Raw genomic sequence first — 18391 nt, forward strand, 5'->3', positions numbered from 1 at the left:
GTATCATAAGTTAGCTTTACTATACGGTAGAGGTAATAAAAAGGAGAAATACCGATTCATAATAGAATGCATAAAAAAAACTAATAGATCTCTTTTTCTGAAGGCGGTCTTTAAATTTAAAAAGGGTAGTGGAGGGTTTTTATGATTGTCGATTTGTTAAAAATATTTGTCACGGTTATACAGAAGAAAGGTTTTACAAAAGCTGCAGAAATTCTGCATCTTTCACAACCTGCAGTAAGCCTGCATATCCAGAATCTTGAAAATGAATTCGGGATGAAATTAATAAATCGATCTTCAAAACAAGTCGAACCGACACAAGCAGGTCATATTCTGTATGATCGCGCTTTAAAAATTTTGGATTTATACGAAAATGCGAAACAAGAGATACATTTGCTACAAAACACTGTTTCAGGGAGTCTAAAGATAGGGGCTAGCTATACGATTGGAGAATACATCTTACCTAACATTTTAGCAGAATTCTCTTTTCAATATCCTCAAGTTGATATTGAGGTGATGATAGACAACACCGAAGAGGTTGCCAATTTCGTACGCTTAAGACAATTGGACGCCGGTTTTGTAGAAGGAGAAATAGATAGTAATGAATTCGTTATGGAATCTTATTTACAGGACGAAATGATATTTATAGCACCACCTAATCATCCATTAGCTTTTAAAAAAAAGATTCGGATGGATGATTTACATGACCAAATATGGATATTAAGAGAAAATGGATCCGGAACAAGAGCTTATAATAATCACGTCATCGATCAGTACCAATTAAGGGTAAAAAAATCCTATGTATTTAGTAGCAGTCAAGGTGTTAAGGAAGCGGTCGCTGCTGGTTTGGGAATTGGATGTCTATCCAAATGGGTGGTCCAAAAAGAGTTGAAAGATAACTCATTAGTACGCCTAAAAGTTGGGGGTGTTCCCTTCACTAGGGAGTTTTCAATCATTCTAAGGAAAGATCCGTATATTACGAAGGCAACAGAAATCTTTTTACAGAGAGTAATGGATAGTAGTCCCTAATTGCGAGTTTTTAATTGGGACAAGCGCACTGAATCACATGTGTGGATTAGGTGGAGAAGAGATTCGCAGTATGGGGGTCTATGTAGCAATGGAACATAAAACCGGAATAAGCGTTACTGGCAATAAAAAAGAACACAGATACACTCAGTTCACTGGTTTTTTTGTATGTTCAAAACTTCATTAAATAGTTTCCCTATTCACCAATCAGGGCTTTACCATGACTTTTGCCTCATTTAATTTATTTAGCAAACCGATATCTTCTTTTATTCGTTTACTTAGATAAAGAATAAAAAGGAGGTACCTTTTCATGATACAACACTCTTTGAAATCATCTTATTTCAAGCTGCTTATTGTTTCATTACTACTGTTAGTTGTAAGTGCATGCAGTAGTGAACAGAACGCTCAACCTGTAAGTGAAAACAAGGAAAAGACTACAGGCTCAACGAAAGAGAATACAAATGCAGAAAATGTAAAAAAACCGATGCTTTATGTAAACAACCGAGAAGCCAATACAGTCCAAGTCATTGATCCTACAACTTACAGCGTTATCAGTACTGTAGAGGTAGGAGAAAAACCTACATATGTTCAAGTAACCCCTGATGGAAAATATGCGTACGTGGTTAACAGCAAATCAGAGGATGTTTCCATTATTGACACAAAATCAAATAAAGTGTTAAAAACCGTTCCAGTTGGCAAAACACCAAAAGGTGTAAACTTTACAACAGACGGGAAATGGGCCTATGTTATCAATGAAGGTGAAGGCACTGTAACGGTCATTGATGTAGCAAAAATGCAAGAAAGCCATGTGGTTAAAATTGGTAAGTTCCCCCATAACGGAATCTCAAGTCCAGACAGCAGCAAATTTTATGTTACAAATACAGCATCAAATTCGATATCCGTTATTGATACAGAAAGTCAATCTGTGATCAACACCATTGAAGGCGTAAAAGATCTCCCACATAATTTAACGATTACACCAGATGGAAAAACACTGTGGGTGACGCTAACCAAATCGAATGCCATTGGAATTATTGACTTGGAAAAAGAGAAAATGGTTGAAACCATCCCCGTTGGAAAAGGGCATCATGTCATAGATTTAACAAATGATGGTAAATTTGCCTACGTTGCAAACATTGGGGATCATATCGTTACGGTCGTAGATATAGCATCAAAAGAAGTAGTGAAATCCATCAAAGTGGGGAAAGGTCCTCATGGTATTGCCATTACACCTGACAATAAAGAAGTCTATATACCCGTTACAGAGGAAAATAAACTTGTTGTCCTTGATACAACAACAAATGAAGTAAGCCAAACGATTGAAACAGATGCCTTTCCATTTTTTACGGCGACAGTAGGAAGCCGTGGTACAGCATACTTTACTGAAGCATCGATGACGGAAAAGCATCATTCAGCAGAAAAGGGTTCCGAATCAAATGGAACTTCAAATGATTCACAACAGGGAGCTTCAAAAACAGTTATCGTGAATCCCCCTTTTTTAAAAACGGATGAAACCTTTGCGTATACATTTGATGAATCTGGGGAATATGCTATTCATTGCGATCCTCACCCCTATATGACAATGACAGTCATTGTTAAAGAGGGTAAAAAGATGGAGGAACAAACCGTTGAAATAAAAGACTACAGTTATACGCCAGAGACCCTTGAAATTACACCTGGTACAGCAGTAAAGTGGATCAATAAAGATACGGTCCAGCATAATGCTGTAATTGAAAAGTAATGATCCTGAGAAGAAGGCCCTCATCAGATGAGGGTCTTCATTATTCTTCAACAAAATTCAAGTCCATTCTTTTCAGACTATCATTTGGGATAGAAAAACTATTTCAGGTAGGATAGAATCAAACCGATTAATCGTTTATTGCGTTAATAAAAGTATAGGGAAAAACGAGGAGTTCCTATATCATGCGAAACAAGAGTGATAATGCTTAAAAAATGCTCCTAAGACCATTGACGCGATTCATCTACGAGACCACCGATCTCAAACTGCCAATCCTCGGAGGTAAACGATGGGATCGGCGTCACTGAATACACCCTGAAATTTCCTTGGGCCCCACCGCCTATGGGAGGATTCGAAGCCGTTTGAGGCATAGGATTTGGTATCATGCGGTTCTCATCATCCTTACTGATTTCCTCGGCAGCTGAGCCGCCATCATCCAACGCTCCTTTCAGCCATCGATAAAAAACGGGTCCCAGTGAGAATACAAATAGTAATCCCAATATCCTGCATCACTAATCGTCTAGAAAGGAGCGGTTGTTTTAGGGAAGGAAGAATGCTGGTAATACGGCTAGTCTCTTCTCTATTCCCTGGTTCTGAGTCGTTAATCCCTTATCGGACTTTTTCTTCCTATATGTCAATCGGCTGCGGCTAATAGAATGGAATAGAACATAGGGTATTCCCACCCATGTGAACAGATCATGCCAAATCAGCGCGGTTTGACTCCACCCCTTTGGGAGGTGGTGTTCTTGCCAGAGAACAACCCCAGATACAGCCCATCCTAGAAGGGGTAGCGTCAGGAAACGTTAATTACAACGCTAAGCAAATACACCACTAAAAACTCAAATCTCTTGGTCTAATTCAAGAAGATTGGGGGTTATTTATTTCACTAACGATCTCCTATAGATTAACAAAATGTATCAGTAATCACTTAGCAATAATCATGTCTTTTTTCGTTTCATTTCCGCTAATCCATTCGGCTTCCATTTTAACAAATTTAATATGACTTTTTGCTTGCTCGAAAGTTGAAATATCATTTTCTTCAAATCCATCATTATAGGAAAATGCAAACTTAGGTTTGAATGAGCTGCTCCTGTCTATGATCAGTCCGCTTAGAATAAAGATGTTCTCCTAGCTCGCCTTCCCTTCGGTCAGGTTCGCTCTACGGAGCTACATCCTCTAATCTCAAGATATTTTACCTTACGTAGATTGGCTCGTTCGCAGGATTTTACATAAAAAGTACGGAGGACCGAGTTCGAATCCCAGAAGGGCACAGACCCGTTCGCTAAACCTTAATCGGTCTCCACACCTTGGACAGGTGTAACGAAGGAATGTAAAGGCAATGACCCGTTGAGCCGTGGGAGGGTGAACCTCCAAGGTTATATTTGTGGAGGATGCGTGCAGTAAAAGATTTCCAAAGGAGAATTGGCATCGTTTCTTCTATTTAAATATGCTTAAATATGCCCATATTCAACACCACCGTATTGATCCGACTTACTTTCCATCTCTCATCTGATTTTAAAGTGATGAAATCCTGCGAATGATCGAGCATACGTGAGAAACACCCATAATACCGAGGGACGGGATTCTATAGTTTAACAAGGAAATGGTTGCGCAACCATTTTGTATGCACAATTTATGCAGGATTTTGACCGACAGAAAATTTTCGTTTATACATTAGAGACCTGGAAACACTTATATCCCAACAGCATTGGTAAAAATTGGCGATTTTCTAAAATATTAATTCATCTTCACCAGTAATAGTAGGCTATGCAGTTTTTGCAGAATTTTGGGTATTTCTACATTGTTGAATTGAAAACTCAACAAGAACAATTCGGCAAAACTAGAGTTTTTTCACTAAAGGATTCGACAAGAGGAAAAGAGAAGCTTTATAAGGTGATTTATCGATATTTGTCATAAGCGGGGTGATTTGTATCTATACGCCTCTTTCAATAAAAGGAAGCAGCCGATATGGTAACAACTACTGGGAAGCCATGAGTGTGAAAATGAATCGAACGATACGCATGTTTAGTGATTTGGAGTACGACCATTGGGTGCTTATCGAGGGTGATCCAGATATTTTGTGCTTTTGCGAGCAACCCATAAAAATTAATGTCCTTCTGGAAGGGGAAATGGTTGAATCGATTTTAGATATGTGGATTCAAAGAAAAGACGGTGCAGAGATTTTCGTCGAAATTAAATATGCTGCTGAACTCGACCCTAAAAACAGTAATTTCTCTCCAAGATCATTGAGACAAACAAGTGCTCAACGGAAGTGGTGCGAACAAAATGGATTCAAATATGAAATAAGAACGGACAAAGAAATTCGTGGAAATCTTGTGTATTTAGATAATTTGAAACTGATATTACCATATGTACGCCAAAGGGCAACACCCATAGAAACTGACTGGCATAGGATCCTGGCTGCCATAAAAAATCGCTCAAATACGATCTTTCATGTTGAACAACAATTTCCTGAAATCCCGAAGCAAAGGATTCGAGAAACCATTTGCAGGATGATTTATACTGGTGTAATTCGCTCAAATATTGATAAGGATCCGTTCAATTCTACCACGGAGGTGTGGTTTAATGACCAAACAGAGATGGATAGAAAATGAAAATATCGACCCAATTTATTTGGATATTGCAACATGGCCAATAGTACATGAGGATAAGTTAAATTCGAAGGATAAGGAGGTATATTTAACAAGAAAAAAAGCAGTTGTGCTTTATATGAAAAATAACCAGTCCATCGATACTATTAGTGAAGTTACTGGCCTGGATCGAAATGTTATACGTAAACTTGTGAAACGATGTTTATCTTCAGATAATCAAGGGGGGATTTGGGGGTTCCGTGCACTCATCCCAAGAAAACGTTTAAAAGCATACGACCGAAAATCCCTTCCAGAACTTTCACAGCACGACGATTCCCCAAGTTTTGTTGGTTCTTTTTCATTTCTTCTCAAGAATTATCCATCAATCCAAGAGGCCATCGATAACATCTTTTTAGGCAGGAACAAAAAAGAGGTTAGAAGCCCAATCATAAAGGTGAAAGAGCTTCATAAAAAATTCTTGGAATTATGTACTGCCGAAGGAATAAAACCTCATCAATATCCCTTTATTACGGATGATCTTGGATGAAGATCTCTATACCGGTATGTAAAAGAATTGGAACAGAAGCACTTTGGTGAAGCATCAAAACGATATGGCGAGGAAGCTGCTCAAAAAGCAAGGCATACGGGGAAAGGGGAGCAAAACGAACCGACGATTATTAGACCTTTGAAACGAGTACAGTTTGATGGACATCGAATTGATTGCTCAATTGCAATTATTTTTAAAACCCTTGAGGGTGACGAAATTGTGGTGATCATGGATCGTCTATGGTTATTAGCCCTAATTGATGTAGCAACTAGGGTAGTTCTTGGATACTACATTAGCTATAACAAAGAATACTCCGCCAGCGACGTATTACATTGCATAAAGAATGCAATCATGCCGAAAGAACCGAAGGATTTAACCATTCCGAGTTTACAATATGACCCTCATGGAGGTTTTCCATCCGAGCGTTTTTCAGATTTAGAATGGGCATTGTGGGATGAGTGCCTATTTGATAATGGTAAGGCCAACTTGGCAAAACAGGTTAAAGATCGTTTGAACCGAATTGTGGGGTGTTCGGTTAATGCCGGCCCTGTGGCTTTACCAACAAGGAGAAGTTATATTGAACGTTTTTTTGGAACTCTTGAGGAGAATGGTTATCATCGAATGACAAATACAACCGGGAGCCACCCCAAAGATCCACGGCGGAAAAATCCGGAGGAAACGGCCGTGAAGTTTAGGATTAGTGCAGAGCATTTGGAGCAAATAACGGATGTACTTATTTCAAATTATAATGGCACTCCTCATGAAGGGATCAATAATTTGACTCCCCTTCAGTGCTTGGAACAGCGCATTACTCGCGGTATGTTTCCACGAGTAATGCCCGAAGAAAACAGGCAGGAAGTTGTCTTCCTTTCCCTGTCGGCTCGAAGAGTGATCCAAGGAAATATTAAAAAGGGAAGAAGGCCCTATATTTATTACGAAGGAGTGGAATATCGCAATGAAGTTCTAGCACGTAGTCCAGGGCTAATTGGAACACAATTAGACTTGCTCATAAATATTGATGACCTTCGGATTATTCGTGCTTTCCTACCTGACGGCAGTGAATTTGGCACATTGACTGCAAATGGACAGTGGGGGGTGACTCCGCATTCACTTCAAGTAAGAAAGCAAATTAATAAATTAAGAAAACTAAAACTGCTTTATTTTACAGCCCAGGATGATCCAATAGAATGTTATCACCGATATTTGCAGGAGCAAGCCAAGACAAATCGAACCGCCCGTAATCGATTAGCAGCGATGAACCGCAAATCAGTTGTTAAAAAGGAAACTTTGCCATCAAAGGAAGGAGATATGACAGCACAACAAGAAACCATTTCAAATTTTAAACATTTCGAGACAGAAAAAGATCGTAATAATATGGTTAATCGAAAACGGTTCAAAACACTTACATATTAATCGGGGGTGAAATCATTGAATACGGATGAAAGGCCATTCGTCCCGAAAGGAAGTCATCCGATCGAAACAGGGAGATATTTGCTCCCAACTAATGAAATCGTTCGAATGCATGATACGGTTACACAATGGATTGACAACCGTACACCAGGAGGAATGATCTATGGCAGACCGCGGATTGGAAAATCAAGAGCAATCAATTATCTAATGTTAGATCTTCCTTCTGAATTTGGTGAAAACTTACCCATATATAAGATGTCTTGCCGAAAATATAAGCAACCGAGCGAAAACAGTTTTTTTGAAGACTTATTGAATGATGTGGGGCACGCCCTTCCTTATAGTGGAAAGGCGAATTTAAAGAGGGATCGGCTGTTTAATTTTTTCTTGGAAAGAGCAGAGCGGGCTGCTCAAAAAAGAATTATTCTATTCATTGATGATGCCCAACGATTACATGAAATTCATTATGACTGGTTAATGGACATTTACAATGAGCTCGACAATGACGGCGTGAGCATGACGGTTATTCTAGTCGGGCAGGAACAACTTATACACCAGCGGAGTTCTTTTATCCAGTCGAAGAATGCACAGATCATCGGTCGTTTCATGGTTCACGAATACAAATTTATAGGGATTAAAAACATTTCGGATATGGCAACTTGCCTATCCGGTTACGACAATATATCAGAATATCCAGAAGGAAGTGGATGGTCCTTTACGCGCTATTTTTTCCCAGAGGCATTCAAACAGGGTCAAAGGATTGAAAGCTGTGCGGAGGATCTTTTCAGCGTCATAACTAATCTTAAAGCTGAGGCTGGCCTAACTAAGTCGACAGAAATCCCTATGCAATATTTTACGTTAACGGTTGAGTATGCTATGAGACGATTTGGAGTAAATGGGGAGGATGTCGAGTGGCTAAACCGGGCTCATTGGAAACAGGCGTTGATTAATTCCGGCTATATCAAAGCAGAGGCATATCAGGATGTGGTTTAATATGACTGGAAATTGGCCACGCGTTAGCTACCCTTCGAATGAGAAGGAGAGAAATATTACTTGGAATCATGCTTGGATTTCACCCTATGAGTCCCTATGGGGAATATTCGAGAAATTTAAATTTGCCAACCGAGCTACAGTAAAAGACATTTATCACTTATTTGGTACCGAATATGTTAGAAATCTGAAATCATCGACGATCGGCAGACCCCACCGAGATTGTGTCCGTTTATCCGGATTAGACAACGACTTAGTGGAATCCGCATTTAGCTGTCCCTTACTTGAAATTAATTCACAGAATATCGACCAGCTATTTGGTATAATGCCCAATCATCCTTTTAAACGTGATTCTTTTATCAGGAATGAACTCTTCTTTTGCCCGGAATGTATAAAATCTGGTTTTCACAGTTTATTTCATCAATTTAAATTGCTACATAAATGCCCTTACCATCAAATCCCTCTACATAAAGGGTGTCCAAACTGCGACAAACCACACCCATTTGCACTAACGGACGAATTTACAAATGAACCTTTTCGGTGTTTGTGTGGCCATTTATTTTTAGAGATGAAGAAAGAAAGACCTTATTTCCTTAAATGGAAACAAATTCCTATAGGTGATATCAAATCAAAAAATATTCTTACGTGGTTAAACTTAGATGAAAATCAAATTTCAAGATTAAAAAGTTTTTATTTTCCTTTAAACATTAAAATAGAGGAATATGACACTTTGGACTACATTCTGTCCGTGTTACAGCCGAGATACTCGACCCCAAATATAGAAAACCATCGTGTAGTCAAGTCATCACCCTATATTCGTCGATTGATTGGTGATAAGGAAAAAGAAGAAAGAAAACTATACTATCCCTTAAAAGTCAATAAATTTTATAACGCCATTTATCATTCCTCTGTACAAACGGTTCAAAGTATTGCAGCCCATTTAAGAGGAACCCTCCTTAAGGATCACAAGTCTTGCATAAACAGACTATTGAAATCAAGCAGGACCAATGAACCGATATGTCCGTATGCACTCGCTTATGCACATTGGATGAAATTTATTTTGGGGTATGAAAGCATATGGTTGGTTAGAAGAGCCTACCCTTATAGGGATGATGCCAATAATATTGAATTTGGATCTAAACAGGATCATTTATATTTATTAAATTTATTTAAAACTTGGCAATTTGAATTGGATGAATTTACTGAAGAAAGCCGCACAGCACTAAGTTGGATTTTAAACCGAGTTTTAGGACATTTAATATGGAATCATTTTAACAACTGGCTATCCATTTCTCAAGATGCTGCCGAAAACAGAATAGAATACAAAGTGGTACCATTTGGTTTGAAGGACTTGCCGCTTTACATCCTGATCATTCCTGAAAATAAAAACAAACCGCTTGAATTTCATTGGTGGAATGAGAGCCTGAAAAACAAAGTGAAATTGATATGTCCTTATTCATCTCGGTGGAGGAAGCACAAGTGATGATTGAAAACGGAGATAATTTTCCAATTCAGGAGGGATTTTTCAATTTGATTTGAATGATATAGATAGTTTTGTATGGCTATTTTGGAGGGTGATACGGGTGAGATCTAGAATTAAAGACCAAACAAAATCAGTCGTATCGGTGAAGTCAAAGCATGACCATTCGTATCATGATGTTTAGATCCAACATTTAACATGAAAGCAGCTAAAGAAAGTTAATTTGGCAAAAAAGTGTTATCATATAATCTCACTTATGATAACACTTTCTTGTCAAGTAAGTTAATGATGATTGTTTTTTGTCACTAATGATAACAGTATTTTGTCATTGGACAAGAACGGATAAATTCTAGTTGCCAATCGGAATACTTTTGAGTGATATCATTCCACTAAATACTGATTTTATGGAATGATTGTAATGAAAACAAATGTTTGGTAAGATATAGAAAAAGCGTTGGTATGGAGGTGTATGGTATGAGTCTAGATGATTTGCATTATGAGGTTGAACAATTACGTGGCGAACCAGCGTCCATCATATTTGTTGGTGATGAAAATGATTACGGCCTTAATCCTACTCAACCTGCAGCTATTGACAGCGATGATAACATTATTGTTTTAAATTCTTTGCTTGATGATGTCAAGGAACAATGTATCGCTCATGAACTGGGACATATGTGGCTGAAATACTCGGGTTTGATTGAAGTTCGATATCCATTCAGTTATGAATTTAGGACACCTGAACAGTATCTTGCTTTAGAGATCAATAATACAATTTCCCATATATGGGTAATTGAACTTCTCCGAGATCGGTTTGGAATCTCCAGTGATTATCACTTAAATCAAAGGAAAGCTATCATTCAGCATGTACAAGATATAGAAGGATTAGACTCATTTCAGTTGCATGGCATGGGGATTGCTTTATTTGATTATGAACGTACATATCCTAACTCTACTCCCGAGGTTCAAGTTGTCCTACAAAGGTGCGATAAGAGCATTAAGAGTGCTTACGAAGCAGCAAAGACCCATCTAACCTACAGAGTTAGTACAACATCTTATGACAAACAGAAAATTGCAATTCATAACTTATTGGCCGAATTAGGTTATCCCCCTACTCTATTTAGGATTGTTCATAATAAGTAGTATAAAAAAATATTATGTAAACTATTCTTCTAAAAAAGTTTTTAATAGAATCAAATTAAGGAGTATAAACAATGGTTGAATTGCAATCTTATGAGAAACAGAAATTACAAGAAAAACTCCCTTATCACCCATGGTACGTACTCAAATATATAGATGAATTTGAATTAGATCGGTCCCCTGCTTCTCTTTTAGGGTACGTAAATGATTTTGAAGCGTTTTTCCAATGGCTTCTAATGGAAGGATTTCATGATGGGCCAGGTTTTAAAAAACTCTCTCTATCCGTACTAGAAAATTTGAAGACTGAGGACATTTCAAATTACCGGAAATATTTAATCATAGCTAAAAGTAACTCCGAAGTCACAGTGAACCGGAAATTAAGTGCTTTAAAATCCCTATTTAAGTACCTTTACCACCAAGAATCAGATAATGGTTCTACTCTACTCTCCCGCAATGTATTTACTATGGTTAGGATTAAGTCTACCAAAAAAGGACCAGAAGAAAGAGCAGCTGACCTCTTAGGAAAAGTAATGTTGGATGAAGAAAAACACGATCAATTTCGTGATTTCATTGCCAGTGACTACGGTAATCTTAAACTTACTACCAAGCAGCGCAATGCTTATGAAAAGAACAAGGAACGGGATCTTGCTATTATTAGCCTTATTTTAGGATCTGGTCTTCGAGTATCTGAAGTTGCCTCCCTAACTCTCGATGATATTATTCTAAAAGAGAATATAGTTCTTGTAATTCGTAAAGGACGTAAGCAAAAGGTTCCTGTTCGATTTAGCGATATGGCAAAGATAGCATTGGAACAATATCTTGAAATACGCCTTGATCGATATAATGCTGGGAAAGAAAAGCACTTATTTTTGACTCTACATTTAGAAAACTTTGGTACTCCAATGAATAAAAGCACCATTCAAAAAATGGTTGATCGATACGCAAAAGCTTTTAATATGCCTCGGATGTCTGTGCATAAACTAAGACATTCTTTTGCTTCCGTTTATCATCAAAAGAATCAAAACGTGCTTGCACTTCAAAGGCAGCTTGGACACAAGTCATCTTCTACAACAGAGATCTACAATATTATTTCGGATGAGGAGATGCTGGAGAATCTGAGAAAGATGGACCGTTAACATAAATCCTCCTACTAACTATTGAGAGATATTTCTTTCTAAATGATTAATACTTCCATTTACCTTAGATAGTACCACTAAAAAATTCTCCACTTTTTGGATACGGATGAAATTAAACGGGAAACACAGGGAGGAATCATGGACAAGTATCAATATATTAAGTCTCAACTTGCTAAAACCAATAAAAAAAATGATGAGAACTACGTCGTTACCCGTATTTGGAACAAGATTGATAATCTTAATGTGAAGTTCGTCACTCAACAATATATCCGGAGAGAACATGGATATGCCTTAACCGATATGTATTTCCCCCAATTGGGTCTACATATTGAAATTAATGAGGCTCATCATCAAAAACAACAAAAAGAGGACAAAATACGAGAAAGTGATATTGTTTCTGTAACTAATCACGAAATCATCGTCATAGATGTCACGAAAGGCATTCAGCATATTCATCAGCAAATCGATCGAATAGTTTTGAGTATTCATGAAAAAATTCAGCAGATGGGTTCTACTTTTATCCCTTGGGATATCGAAAAGGAGATGTCTCCAAATACTTATATCCAAAAAGGCTATATACAGGTAAATGACAATGTGGCTTTTCGAACAACGGCAGATGCCTGTAATTGTTTTGGTCACCAATACAAAGGATTTCAACAGGCTGGAACAAAACATCCTTATAGAGAAGATGTTACCCTATGGTTTCCAAAACTATATCCTAATGATGGTTGGGATAACTCCATTTCGACAGATGAATTAATTATTCGTGAGAAGAGCATGAACCCTCTTGAAGTGAAAAAGCATATGGAACAGCATATTTTTGGTCCCATACATAAGCGTATTGTCTTTGCGAGTGTCAAAGATAATTTGGGGAAGAAAATGTATCGGTTTAAAGGAGAGTTCCAATTAGATGTGGAGCAATCCTGGACAGAGAATTGTTTAGTTTGGAAACGTATTGCTGACCGGGTTCAAACCTATATGCCGAAACCGAAGGGGCTTTAAACAGGGATCCATTAAATAGGAGGAAGAAGAGGATCCAGATCGTTGGGAGATTCCCGTTTATGAACGGCCAACAAACTTATTAAATTAAAGGGAATCGGTAGTTCAACAAGACAAAATGGTTGCGCACTTTGAACTGCCCCCTGTCAAGTAGACAGTGGAAATAAATAAAACTATCTAAGCGGCTTCAGCCCTGTATTCTAAGGGGCTAAGGCCGTTTAGTCGTAGTTGTAATCGATCATGATTATAAAAATGTATGTAATCCTCTATGGCTTTTTTTAGTTCCTCAAATGTTTCGTACTTGTCTAAATAATATTTCTCACACTTCAGCGTTCCCCAGAAAGACTCCATTGGACCATTATCAATGCATTTTCCTACTCTGGACATGCTTTGTTTCAACTTCGCTTTCTTCGTTTTCCTTCTAAATTCATGTGATGTATATTGAAAACCTCGATCACTATGAATTAACGGGGTTGCCCCATGTGCTTTTTCTATTGCTTGATCTAATGTTTTCATTACCAAAGGATTATCGTTTGATGTTCCTAACACATAACTTATAATGGAACCATCATATAAATCTAAGATTGCACTTAAATAAGCCTTCTGAGATGTGCCGTATTTCATTTCTGTAACATCGGTAACCCATTTCTCGTTAGGATTTTCAGCTTTAAATTCACGATTTAATAGGTTTTCAGCTATATGCTGAGGGGAAGAGCGTACATACTTTTTGCGTTTACGTCGAATAACCGATTCGATACCGGCCATTTTCATCAGTCGATATATACGTTTTCTGTTGATGGGCATATCAAATAACCGTCTCATATGCATAGCCATACGACGGTATCCAAGAATCCCTTTTAATTCCTCATGTAGTCGTTTCATCTCTGTCAAAATCTTTTCATTTAACTTTTCGTTTTCAGAAGAAAGGCGGTGAAGCCATTTATAGTATGCAGATCGTGAAACTCTAGCAATCTCACATAATAATAAAATGGGGAAATTCTCTTTTTGATGAAGTTCTTGAATAGCAGTATAAGTTTCTGTTAATCGTACTTGATTTAGCGTTGACGCCTCCTTTCGAGATACTCTAACTTTTTTAAGAACGCAATCTCCGCACGTTAACGCTCATTCTCTTGTTCTAACTGTCTCATGCCTCGTTGGATTTTTTCTTCTGAAGTAAGTTCTTTTTCTTCCTTGCGACGACCACGTTTATCTTCAAGCCCTTCTTGTCCATGTTCCATATACTTCTTTACCCACTGGTACACTTGTTGGTAGGACACGTCAAACTCTTGGGCAGTCTGATTATAGTCTTTTCCATGTTTAAGACAGTACTTAACGATCTCAATTCTTTCTTCTAGGTTGGTGGATCTACGATGTGTCATAGAGTTTTCCGTCCTTTTCTTTGTTCCTTTTAATTCTCTATGACCATTATAAATCTTTAACCATTGTTCCAACAGGGAGTACTCGAAATCTTATATTTAAGGATAACCTCCATCATCGAGTAATTACCAGATCGATAATCTTGAACAGCGTCTAACTTAAGTTCTTCCGAGTAATATTTCCATCCTTTGGATTTTCGAAGACCTTCCATCCCATACTTTGCAAAAAGATATTTCCATTTTCGAACAGCATAAGCAGTTACACCATAATAAGATTTAAATTCCCGTTCAGGAAACTCTCTAGAATCAAAAGCTAAAATAAGTTCATATTTTTCCTCAGCAGAAAAGCCCTTCTTCTTAGCCATGAAAAAACCCCCAATAAAGCAAACAGATTTTAATTATTTCATCTGTCTACCTTATTGGGAGCATATCACTTATTCGCAACCATTTTTTATAGCATTTTATGCAGCATTTAGACCGGGAGAAACTCCACATTTTATAAGAAACCCGGAATTCCATATATACCATAGCTACGTTAAATTTGGCGATTTTCTAAAATATTAATTCGGCTTCTCCAACATCATTTAGTTGATATCCTTGTTTATTGAAATAATTTATTAAGGCTTTCACATGGTTTTTATAATACGGAATCCGTAGTAATGGAATATTGTTTTTTAAGCAATACTCATTCTTTAGTTGATCTCTTAATTGTGTGATCTGGAAACTTTCCTCAGAGAAAACAGGCTTAAAATGATTCTGACCATCATATTCAATAAGATACATTTTTTTATCTAAATAAATACAAAAATCAAATCTTAGATAATCCTCATGTTTCAAATCATCAAACCGTTTTTGCATCTCAAAATCGATATTGTTTTGTAGTAAAAGGTGGTAAATTTCTTTCTCTGGTTTACTCATCCTTGAACATAAAAGCATCTTTTACCCCTTAGAAAATTTGTAGGTATAACGTCATATTCAAAACCACATGGCATGTGCTTCATTTTTACGACTGATCTTGCTCCAACATATTCGCCTATCACCTGATACTCATCACCAACAAGCTTAAATACTTCTTTTTTAAATGTATCTGTATCTTTTTTTAGAACACCAGCACAAGCACCACATCCGTATCCATTTAGGAAATTATATGGTTTCACCTCATACTCATATCCACAAACATTGTGCTTAATTTTTATGGATGTATTAGTATTTACATATGTACTAAGAAGATCGTATTCAACTCCAGCTATTTCATAAAATTCTTTTCTAAATTCTTCATCTGTTTTAGAAATTCTTCCAGAACAAGAGGGACAACGACTGCCTCTTAAAAAAGCATCGGGTACCACATTGTAATTATAGCCACAATCATTATGCATTACTTCAATCTTCTTCCGAGCTGTCTTATACTCACCCAGAACGGAATATTCATCACCTACTAGATTAAAAACTTCTTCAATAAAAGTTTCAGTTGATTTTTTGATCTTCCCAAAACAATTAGGGCAACGAGTCCCCCCTAAAAAGTGAGATGGAGTTACAGAATATTTATACCCGCATTGATTGTGTTGCATGAAAACCTTTTCTTTCACTGAAGAATATTTACCTATAACGGTATATTCATCTCCAACTAATTGTTTTACTTCCTCTAAAAATTGTTCGTGAGTTCGTCTTGCCTTATCGGCAGCAACTTTTCTTTGACATTTCGAACATCTTCTCCCCTTTAGAAAATCAATAGGACGTATTTCATATTCATATCCACAGAAATGTGTAATTTTTATTTTCTTACCTGCTCCCTCATAATCACTAAGAACTTGGTATTCAACTCCAACAAGGTCAAACACCTCTTGTTTAAATTGTTCAGTTGTTTTATCTGGTTTAAACACACATCTAGGGCAACGGCTACCTTTTAAAAAATTGGCCGGGGTCACCTTGTAGTGATGTCCACAGGTTGTATGAAACATATCAACCTTTTTGGTTAAAAAGATATATGGAGTGTCTTCCAAAAGCACGATATATTCATTTTGAACCAATTCTCGGACCTTATTTTTAAAATCCTCTAATGAACTGGCTCTAAAGCATTTTCTGCACCGTTCCCCGCGGTTAATAAACGCAGAAGGTTCTTTTTCATAAACGCTTCCACATACATTGTGCTGAATCTTTACTTTTTTAGATTCTCCTTTATACTCTCCTAAAACGGAGTACTCGTCACCAACAATAGAGAAAATCTCTTTTTTAAATTCTTCAGTTGTTTTTTTAGGCAGTCTCCAGCACTTTGGACATCTAGACCCACGCAAGAAACTGTTAGGTGACACATCAAACATGTGCCCGCAGGAATTATGGCATATAAGAATTTTTTTCGCTGCCTTTTCATATTCTCCTAGAACCGCATAATCGTTTCCCACTAAGTCAAAGATTTCCTTTTTATATTGGTTAGTTGTGCGTGTCATTTTCCCTGCACATTTTGGACAGCGGTTGCCTGTTAGAAAATGAGCAGGTGTTACCGAGTATTCAAATCCGCACAGATTGTGCTTCATTTTTATTTTTGATAAGGCATAGGTATACTCACCTAGAACAGTATATTCGGATCCTACCAGGGACTTTACTTCATCCTTGAATTGATCAGTAGTCTTCTTAACACTTCCCATTTATTTTTCAACTCCTCTTAATTGTAGTTTAAAACGCAAACATCTGATCGTAAACTATATATTTAAAGAAAAAAGAAAGAATAGTTAAACCCGTCCGTTGTTTTATTGTGTTCTGTCCTTACTTCAATAAAAAAGGAACAGCGACTGCACACTGCTCCTCAAATAACATACATTTTTAATCAATTATATTTTAAAATAATCGCATTAGAAATACATCAACTATATACCTATGAATTCTATATTCTTTTTAAGTAACATATTTGTTTCACCTAAAGCTTGGTAAAAACTCCTTAGATCTTTCTATCATGACACAAACATGCTTACAAGAGTGGCTAAATATATTGATTTTATGCTATCTTAATGTTATATATTTGCGCTACTAGACAGAAAAATAAGGATGTTAAGAGAAATGAACCTCTTTCTATACAAAAACAAAAAGGAAGATCATGTAACTAATATTTTAATGAACATTTTATCACTAGATAAATCTCTTCTGGAAAAATTTCTTCCTGGTATCATAGGAAATTTTTCAAAAGATCTCTTATATAAAGAAATCAATATTAAAATGGACCAAGCTAAAAATCCTAATAAACATGTTCCTCTTAATTTTATCATAGGGATTACCCCTTCCGAGGAAAACATAATACCTCAACAACCATTCCAAGGAACGGATACGTCACGTCCAGATTTATGGATTTATGGTGATAATTTCACCGTACTTATTGAAATTAAGATTGCTGGTGCACTTGAGCCATCCCAAATACAAAATCACCGCAATAAATTTGATGTGATAACAGATGAGATAATCATCACTTGGAAAGAAATACTGAAATTACTAGAAACAATTAAACCAGGTCACTCACTATTAGTTAGTTTTTTAGTAGATGAATTCATAAAATATCTTACTTTAGAGGGGCTTCATAAAGTAACTAACAAGTCTAGAAAAGGTGACGGGACTTTCTCAAATTTTAAAAAACCTAAAGATCCCCATTTCGAATTTAGGAGAATTGATAAAGGACTTTATGAGATTTATAAAGTAATACCTTCTAAAAATATTATTGAGTTTCTCCCGGGAAGTGAAACAAACAAGGGACCACTTGATTGCAGAATTTGGACAGCAAATTATATTTTGGAGCATTATCCTGAATTATCCAATGAAGGATTCATTAATGGAGACCCCCCTTCTTTTACTGGTCACTGTAGTTATGATAACGCTTGGGGTCAATGTTATATTCAAACTCTTCTCTTATGGAGAAAAACATAATTTTAATTATGTAAATAAATTTCATAATGTCCGTTTTATAGCATTTTATCGACAAATTTCG

General features: G+C 36.8%; 14 protein-coding genes and 1 pseudogene. 11 read left to right on the forward strand and 4 right to left on the reverse strand.

Annotation, left to right across the window (positions count from 1 at the left end; all coding sequences use genetic code 11):
* Nucleotides 1–141 precede the first annotated feature (141 nt).
* Together J2Z37_RS09470 and J2Z37_RS09475 are read left to right on the forward strand one after the other, a co-directional pair.
* Entirely contained in the window at nt 142–1026 is an 885-nt protein-coding gene (locus tag J2Z37_RS09470; RefSeq protein ID WP_209810011.1) for a LysR family transcriptional regulator, read from the forward strand.
* A 307-nt stretch (nt 1027–1333) separates the two neighbouring features.
* The gene (locus J2Z37_RS09475; protein WP_209810012.1) at nt 1334–2764 is read left to right on the forward strand and encodes a YVTN family beta-propeller repeat protein; all 1431 of its coding nucleotides are present in this window, start codon (nt 1334–1336) and stop codon (nt 2762–2764) included.
* Nucleotides 2765–2982: 218 nt separating this feature from the next.
* Here the strand turns inward: J2Z37_RS09475 and J2Z37_RS09480 are convergent, their stop codons facing one another.
* Nucleotides 2983–3261, reverse strand: a complete 279-nt coding sequence (locus tag J2Z37_RS09480) for a molybdopterin-binding protein (RefSeq protein ID WP_209810013.1) — start codon at nt 3259–3261, stop codon at nt 2983–2985.
* Between the two features lie 1422 nt (nt 3262–4683).
* Here J2Z37_RS09480 and J2Z37_RS09485 point away from each other — a divergent pair.
* The 8 genes from J2Z37_RS09485 (at nt 4684) to J2Z37_RS09520 (ending at nt 13051) form a co-directional block, all read left to right on the forward strand.
* Nucleotides 4684–5376 carry a TnsA endonuclease N-terminal domain-containing protein gene (locus J2Z37_RS09485; RefSeq protein ID WP_209810014.1) on the forward strand — a complete coding sequence of 231 codons (693 nt, stop codon included), beginning with the start codon at nt 4684–4686 and terminating at the stop codon, nt 5374–5376.
* Nucleotides 5348–5899 (forward strand): helix-turn-helix domain-containing protein, encoded by a 552-nt coding sequence (locus tag J2Z37_RS09490; protein WP_209810015.1) that lies wholly within the window; start codon nt 5348–5350, stop codon nt 5897–5899. The genes J2Z37_RS09485 and J2Z37_RS09490 overlap by 29 nt, the downstream gene beginning before the upstream one ends.
* 27 nt (nt 5900–5926) lie before the next feature.
* Nucleotides 5927–7312 (forward strand): hypothetical protein, encoded by a 1386-nt coding sequence (locus J2Z37_RS09495; protein WP_209810016.1) that lies wholly within the window; start codon nt 5927–5929, stop codon nt 7310–7312.
* 6 nt (nt 7313–7318) lie between these two features.
* Nucleotides 7319–8299: an ATP-binding protein gene (locus J2Z37_RS09500; RefSeq protein WP_209810017.1), complete on the forward strand. Its 981-nt coding sequence runs from the start codon at nt 7319–7321 to the stop codon at nt 8297–8299.
* Nucleotide 8300: 1 nt separating this feature from the next.
* Nucleotides 8301–9779 carry a TniQ family protein gene (locus J2Z37_RS09505; protein ID WP_209810018.1) on the forward strand — a complete coding sequence of 493 codons (1479 nt, stop codon included), beginning with the start codon at nt 8301–8303 and terminating at the stop codon, nt 9777–9779.
* A gap of 471 nt (nt 9780–10250) precedes the next feature.
* The gene (locus J2Z37_RS09510) at nt 10251–10916 is read left to right on the forward strand and encodes a M78 family metallopeptidase domain-containing protein (RefSeq protein WP_209810019.1); all 666 of its coding nucleotides are present in this window, start codon (nt 10251–10253) and stop codon (nt 10914–10916) included.
* A 71-nt stretch (nt 10917–10987) separates the two neighbouring features.
* Nucleotides 10988–12049, forward strand: coding sequence for a tyrosine recombinase XerS (xerS, locus tag J2Z37_RS09515; RefSeq protein ID WP_209810020.1), 1062 nt, complete (start codon nt 10988–10990; stop codon nt 12047–12049).
* A 96-nt stretch (nt 12050–12145) separates the two neighbouring features.
* A complete protein-coding gene (locus J2Z37_RS09520) occupies nt 12146–13051 on the forward strand; it encodes an AbaSI family restriction endonuclease (protein WP_209810021.1) in 906 nt (301 codons plus the stop codon).
* A 174-nt stretch (nt 13052–13225) separates the two neighbouring features.
* On the opposite strand, the pseudogene J2Z37_RS09525 reads toward J2Z37_RS09520, so the two are convergent.
* From J2Z37_RS09525 to J2Z37_RS09535, 3 genes and pseudogenes are all read right to left on the reverse strand, one after another.
* Nucleotides 13226–14789, reverse strand: a pseudogene (locus J2Z37_RS09525) (IS3 family transposase).
* Nucleotides 14790–14976: 187 nt separating this feature from the next.
* Nucleotides 14977–15342 (reverse strand): PDDEXK family nuclease, encoded by a 366-nt coding sequence (locus J2Z37_RS09530; RefSeq protein ID WP_209810022.1) that lies wholly within the window; start codon nt 15340–15342, stop codon nt 14977–14979.
* Nucleotides 15339–17066 (reverse strand): hypothetical protein, encoded by a 1728-nt coding sequence (locus tag J2Z37_RS09535; RefSeq protein WP_209810023.1) that lies wholly within the window; start codon nt 17064–17066, stop codon nt 15339–15341. Before J2Z37_RS09535 ends, J2Z37_RS09530 begins: the two co-directional genes overlap by 4 nt.
* A gap of 409 nt (nt 17067–17475) precedes the next feature.
* Here J2Z37_RS09535 and J2Z37_RS09540 point away from each other — a divergent pair, with 409 nt between their 5' ends.
* The gene (locus J2Z37_RS09540) at nt 17476–18330 is read left to right on the forward strand and encodes a hypothetical protein (RefSeq protein ID WP_209810024.1); all 855 of its coding nucleotides are present in this window, start codon (nt 17476–17478) and stop codon (nt 18328–18330) included.
* Nucleotides 18331–18391: the final 61 nt, after the last annotated feature.

The organism is Ammoniphilus resinae (genome assembly GCF_017873965.1).
Lineage (GTDB): Bacteria > Bacillota > Bacilli > Aneurinibacillales > RAOX-1 > Ammoniphilus_A > Ammoniphilus_A resinae.

Excerpts from the sequence above, each read along its gene's own strand:
- J2Z37_RS09470 (WP_209810011.1), top strand. The coding sequence starts at position 142 with ATGATTGTCGATTTGTTAAAAATATTTGTCACGGTTATACAGAAGAAA.
- J2Z37_RS09475 (WP_209810012.1), top strand. The coding sequence starts at position 1,334 with ATGATACAACACTCTTTGAAATCATCTTATTTCAAGCTGCTTATTGTT.
- J2Z37_RS09490 (WP_209810015.1), top strand. The coding sequence starts at position 5,348 with ATGACCAAACAGAGATGGATAGAAAATGAAAATATCGACCCAATTTAT.
- J2Z37_RS09505 (WP_209810018.1), top strand. The coding sequence starts at position 8,301 with ATGACTGGAAATTGGCCACGCGTTAGCTACCCTTCGAATGAGAAGGAG.
- J2Z37_RS09510 (WP_209810019.1), top strand. The coding sequence starts at position 10,251 with ATGAGTCTAGATGATTTGCATTATGAGGTTGAACAATTACGTGGCGAA.
- xerS (WP_209810020.1), top strand. The coding sequence starts at position 10,988 with ATGGTTGAATTGCAATCTTATGAGAAACAGAAATTACAAGAAAAACTC.
- J2Z37_RS09530 (WP_209810022.1), bottom strand. The coding sequence starts at position 15,342 with ATGAGTAAACCAGAGAAAGAAATTTACCACCTTTTACTACAAAACAAT.
- J2Z37_RS09535 (WP_209810023.1), bottom strand. The coding sequence starts at position 17,066 with ATGGGAAGTGTTAAGAAGACTACTGATCAATTCAAGGATGAAGTAAAG.
- J2Z37_RS09540 (WP_209810024.1), top strand. The coding sequence starts at position 17,476 with ATGAACCTCTTTCTATACAAAAACAAAAAGGAAGATCATGTAACTAAT.